We start from the raw sequence: 964 nt of genomic DNA on the forward strand, positions 1-964 counted from the left end.
CAGTTGGCACGAGTTTTGAAACTCTGTCTTCGTAGGCCGGCAGGAGCTGCCGACCGGAGCGGAAAGGGCAGCCAACGCTTGTTCCCAGACACATAGGAGAGACAAAATGCTCGGCACGACCGTAAGCCAGAGTTTGAAGCGGCACGGTTTACCGCCCGGTGGCTCGGTCCGGTTTTCATGCGCCGATACGGCAGAGGAAAATATCTGCCGCGCCATTGCGCCGCCGAAGGGATCTGCGCTGCATCCAATCTGATCTTAAATGGAGGAACCGTCATGAAAATCCCCGATCAAAAGTCCGCGCTGGACCAAACCGCACGAAAAAAAGGTTCCCATGCACTCGACACGGATGTCGGTTACGTAGCCGAGTATTATCGTGATCGGGCCGATACCTACGATCTCCATGTCGGCAGTCAGGGGTATTGCGGGCCAATCGTCGTGGCAGAGCTGGCGGGAGCCGTGCAGACTGCCTATTTGGCCAAGGAGCGAGCAGCCGTTACAATCCTCGACGCTGGCTGTGGAACGGGCCTTGTCGGTCTGCAGCTGCAACGCCTAGGCTTTCAGTTGATCGACGGGTTCGACCTGATCGGGGAGATGGCCGAAAAGGCCCGACAGACCCGTATTTACCGCCATGTAACAGGCGGTGTAGACCTTAACGGTCCACTCTCGGAATACCCCAACGCGAGCTATGACGTCACGGTCTGCTGTGGCGTCTTCACGCACAGGCATGCCCGACCGGATGGACTGCGCGAACTGGCTCGCGTCACGCGCCCGAACGGCTTCGTCATCGCGAGCACCCGCAAGAGCTATGCGGAGGCGACATCCTTTGAAGATGAAGTGCGGCGTCTGCAGGATGCGGGTCTTCTGATGCCGGCACTTTGTCTTAGCGATGCGAGATACTACGAGGAAAACGCGCATTATTGGGCTTTCCAGGTGCTTGATAAAGCAAGAGCAACGGGCGAGCGGC

2 protein-coding genes are annotated in these 964 nt (G+C 58.2%); both read left to right on the top strand.

The features are described from left to right. The first annotated feature begins 106 nt into the window (after nucleotides 1–106). A complete protein-coding gene (locus tag EN818_RS33005; protein WP_189367686.1) occupies nucleotides 107–253 on the top strand; it encodes a hypothetical protein in 147 nt (48 codons plus the stop codon). A 20-nt stretch (nucleotides 254–273) separates the two neighbouring features. Beyond that, nucleotides 274–964, top strand: a 691-nt coding sequence (locus tag EN818_RS30655) for a class I SAM-dependent methyltransferase (protein ID WP_135906216.1), incomplete at its 3' end; no start/stop codon positions are given.

Origin of the sequence: Mesorhizobium sp. M3A.F.Ca.ET.175.01.1.1 (assembly GCF_004791945.1) — a bacterium.
Lineage (GTDB): Bacteria > Pseudomonadota > Alphaproteobacteria > Rhizobiales > Rhizobiaceae > Mesorhizobium.